5 protein-coding genes are annotated in these 3,217 nt (G+C 61.1%); 2 read left to right on the top strand and 3 right to left on the bottom strand.

All coding sequences use genetic code 11. The features are described from left to right. On the bottom strand, positions 1-151 hold a 151-nt coding region (locus NFR41_RS10610; protein WP_432762705.1), incomplete at its 3' end, for a helix-turn-helix domain-containing protein. A 276-nt stretch (positions 152-427) separates the two neighbouring features. Between NFR41_RS10610 and NFR41_RS10395 the strand changes: the two genes are divergently transcribed. Beyond that, positions 428-1,588 carry an IS256 family transposase gene (locus tag NFR41_RS10395; protein ID WP_251231793.1) on the top strand — a complete coding sequence of 387 codons (1,161 nt, stop codon included), beginning with the start codon at positions 428-430 and terminating at the stop codon, positions 1,586-1,588. An 87-nt stretch (positions 1,589-1,675) separates the two neighbouring features. On the opposite strand, the gene NFR41_RS10390 is transcribed toward NFR41_RS10395, so the two are convergent. Both NFR41_RS10390 and NFR41_RS10385 read right to left on the bottom strand, forming a co-directional pair. Continuing rightward, entirely contained in the window at positions 1,676-2,143 is a 468-nt protein-coding gene (locus tag NFR41_RS10390; RefSeq protein WP_251231792.1) for a PIN domain-containing protein, read from the bottom strand. Next, complete coding sequence (locus tag NFR41_RS10385) at positions 2,118-2,501, bottom strand: type II toxin-antitoxin system RelB/DinJ family antitoxin (protein WP_160662141.1); 384 nt, start codon at positions 2,499-2,501, stop codon at positions 2,118-2,120. Before NFR41_RS10385 ends, NFR41_RS10390 begins: the two co-directional genes overlap by 26 nt. 388 nt (positions 2,502-2,889) lie before the next feature. Here NFR41_RS10385 and NFR41_RS10380 point away from each other — a divergent pair, with 388 nt between their 5' ends. Further along, positions 2,890-3,078 (top strand): ATP-binding protein, encoded by a 189-nt coding sequence (locus NFR41_RS10380; protein ID WP_251231791.1) that lies wholly within the window; start codon positions 2,890-2,892, stop codon positions 3,076-3,078. Positions 3,079-3,217 lie beyond the last annotated feature (139 nt).

Raw genomic sequence — 3,217 nt, 5'->3', positions numbered from 1 at the left:
AGGTCCTGTTGCGACGCACCTCGTCTGTGACGGTGGAAGGGGAGCGCCCTATGGACGCCGCTATCTCCCGGCATCCCCTCCTCGCGCGAAGCCCTGCCTCGATCGCGCGCCTGTCGGCTTTGGTGAGCCTGTCGTATCGTTTCGCGGCCATGCTCTTCATCGGCCTCCTCTCGTCGATGGGGCCGCCGCACGATCGCTGCGGCCTCCATACTCAACCGTACGCGTTCGGCTGAGTATGGGAAAAGATGTCGAAAAGAGGCAGGTGTTCGGCTGACAATGAAAATTAACGCAGATGATGGAAGACCTTGAGGTAACGTACAATCTTTTGCGCACTTTGACAGCAGCATAGTCTAGATACTAAAAGACACGGCTCCGGCCTTCGGTATGATTGAGTTGTCTGGATTCGATCATATTAGGAGGCAGAGCCATGTCCGACCCCATCGTAACATTCGACGAGGCCGCCATGCGCGGCGAGCTCAAAGAGCTCGTCAGGAGAACGGTCGAGGACACCCTGAACGCACTTCTCGAGGAGGAGGCCGACGATCTGATCAAAGCGGATCGCTATGAGAGGACCGTCGAGCGTGAAGCATATCGAGCGGGCCATTACGAACGCGGCCTCACCACCACTTCGGGCCAGATCTCCCTCAAGATGCCCAAGCTCAAGGGAATGCGGTTCGCAACGGCGATCGTAGAGCGCTACAAGCGGCGCGAGACCTCCGTGGAGGAGGCCATGATCGAGATGTACCTGGCCGGCGTGTCCACCAGGCGCATCGAGGACGTCTCCGAGATCCCGTGGGGCGCAAGCGTGTCGGCCACAACCGTCTCCAACCTCAACGACAAAGCCATCGAGGCCGTCGAGGAGTGGAGGAGCAGGCCGCTGACCCGCTCCTGCCCGTACGTCTTCGTCGACGGCATCTATCTCAAACGTGCCTGGGGCGGTGCCTTCGAGAACATGGCGGTGATGGCGGCCATCGGCGTCAACGACGACGGCTACCGCGAGGTGATAGGCGCAGCCGAGGGCTTCACCGAATCGTCCGAGTGCTGGCGGGGGTTCCTCTCGTGGCTGAAGAGCCGCGGACTCTCCGGCGTGAGAATGTTCACGGGCGACAAGGCGGCCGCCATGACCGGCGCCATCGCTGAGGTGTCCCCTGACGCCGCCTATCAGAGATGCACCGTGCACTTCTACCGCAACGTGCTCTCGAAGGTGCCCAAGTCCAAGAGGGGCCAGGCGGCTGCCATGCTCAAGGCGATCCATTCACAAGAGTCGCTGGAGGCGAGCATGGAGAAGGCCGCAGGCGTTGCCGAGAAGCCGGAGGGCATGAAGCTGCAGGCGGCGGCGAAGTGCGTGCGCGACGGCGTGGCCGAGACGCTGACCTACACGAGGCTCCCCATGCGGCACTGGCGGCGCATCCGCACCAACAACGCCATCGAGAGGCTCAACCGCGAGATCAGGAGACGCACGCGGGTGGTGGGCACGTTTCCCGACGGAAGGAGCGCCCTCATGCTGGTGACCGCCAGGCTGAAGTACGTGGCCGACAGCGAGTGGGGATCAAGAAGATATCTGGACGTATCGCTGCTAGACGAGTGATCATGCCGAAGTGTATGGGGTGCTCATCCAAAGTGCGCAAGACTATTGACAGTACCTTATGCCCCGCTTTTTCCTGCAGCGGGGTCGCTACGCCCTCAGCAAATCCGACACGTCTTCGTACTCTATTCCGCAGTCGGCCTTCAGCGCTTCGAAAAACGACGCTGCATTTGTGGCGGGGACAGGCGAGCGGCGGAACCCTTCGGCATCGCGCGTGATGATCCAGTCGGCCTGGATGCGCTCGGCAGCTCGTGCGATGCAGAAGTCTTCCAGGTCGGGCCACCCGGAGTCGAGCCCGGCCACCATGTCTTCTCCGTTTACCGCCGCCACGCTGCAGAAGCCGGTGACCCCTTTGAGCATAGCGCGCAGCCGCTCCAGGGGAATGGCTTTGCGAAGGATGTATTCCACATCCGCAATCGACTGGGCGCACAGCCATAGCTCAACATCTCCGAAGTCGGCGGCAACCCGCAGCTTTGCCGCGTCGTCGAAGAACGGCTGACGTTGGGCCAGGTAGTCAATGAGGATATTCGTATCAAGCAAGAGACGCGTAGGCTTCACGAAGCGCCTCCTCCAACAGCTCGTCGTCGCTCTTTCCTTGGAAGAACGCGGGGTCTACCGCCAGCGTTGTTTCCCGGATGCTTTGGGCCAGCGAGCCAAGCCTGTCCTGGCTCAGCGTCCGTTTGCCTGGCAGGACGGGCTCTTCTTCCAAAGGCAGCGTTCGGTTGCGTGCGTAATACGCGAAGGCGTTCTGTATGAGCTGCGTAGGCGTGAGCCCGCTTTCTCCAAGCGAGGCGTAAACCGTATCGCGAAGCTCTACGGGAATCCGCGCCGACACCGTAGCATTCATGGCGATCCTTTCTGTAAGACTGTAAGACATATACTGCATATCAAAGAGAATTGCAAGCGAAAAAGCCAATTGATTCTCGGTTTCAGACCGTCTCGCCGTTAACGCCCTGGTGGCGCTGGCTTCACGAGGGCGTTTCGATTCGCGCCAGGTTGGCAACCTTCCCGGTGGCTGCGCGGGCACGGGGCTTTCAAGCGGCCTATGATGGGGCAGCCCGAACGCGAGCTGCGCTCGGCGGTTGCCGGCCGTCGGTGCTTCGGCGGCGGCCACCTTCTGCGGTACGAGCGATTCGGACGGCGACGTCCGTGAACAAACGCACCGTCCGCAGCGCCCTGTGCGACCGAACCGCAGCAATCGCATGGCATCGCAACAGCGCGTTTCGCTGCGGTGCCGACGGCTCTGGTTCGGGACTGGAAACCGTAGCGCCCCCGAGGCGGCGCCTGACCCAAGGAGGAACACCATGGAAGAACCCGTCATCAACCTGGAAGAATGCACCGGCTGTAGCAATTGCGTCGAGGATTGCCCTACCGACGTTTTCGACATGTTCTCCGACCACAAGGCCCACGTGGTGGAGCCCGACAGCTGTATCGACTGCCACATCTGCGAAGAAGTGTGCCCCACCAACGCTGTGCATTTGGTGGCCGCCTAGGCGATTGGCGCTTTTCTGGCGGCGCGTTATCTCATATCGCTTCGACGGGAAGGACCCCGCAGCTTGAACTGCGTCCCAAAACTTGGACGAATTAGTAAGGACTAAGCTGCTAAGGACTGATTTCGGAATTCCTCCGGAG

The sequence above is a fragment of the Adlercreutzia aquisgranensis genome, assembly GCF_943193145.1.
Taxonomy (GTDB): Bacteria; Actinomycetota; Coriobacteriia; order Coriobacteriales; family Eggerthellaceae; genus Xiamenia; species Xiamenia aquisgranensis.
Note: the sequence above shows the minus strand (reverse complement) of the source record. Positions and strands in the feature narration are given on the sequence as shown.

Excerpts from the sequence above, each read along its gene's own strand:
- NFR41_RS10395 (WP_251231793.1), top strand. The coding sequence starts at position 428 with ATGTCCGACCCCATCGTAACATTCGACGAGGCCGCCATGCGCGGCGAG.
- NFR41_RS10380 (WP_251231791.1), top strand. The coding sequence starts at position 2,890 with ATGGAAGAACCCGTCATCAACCTGGAAGAATGCACCGGCTGTAGCAAT.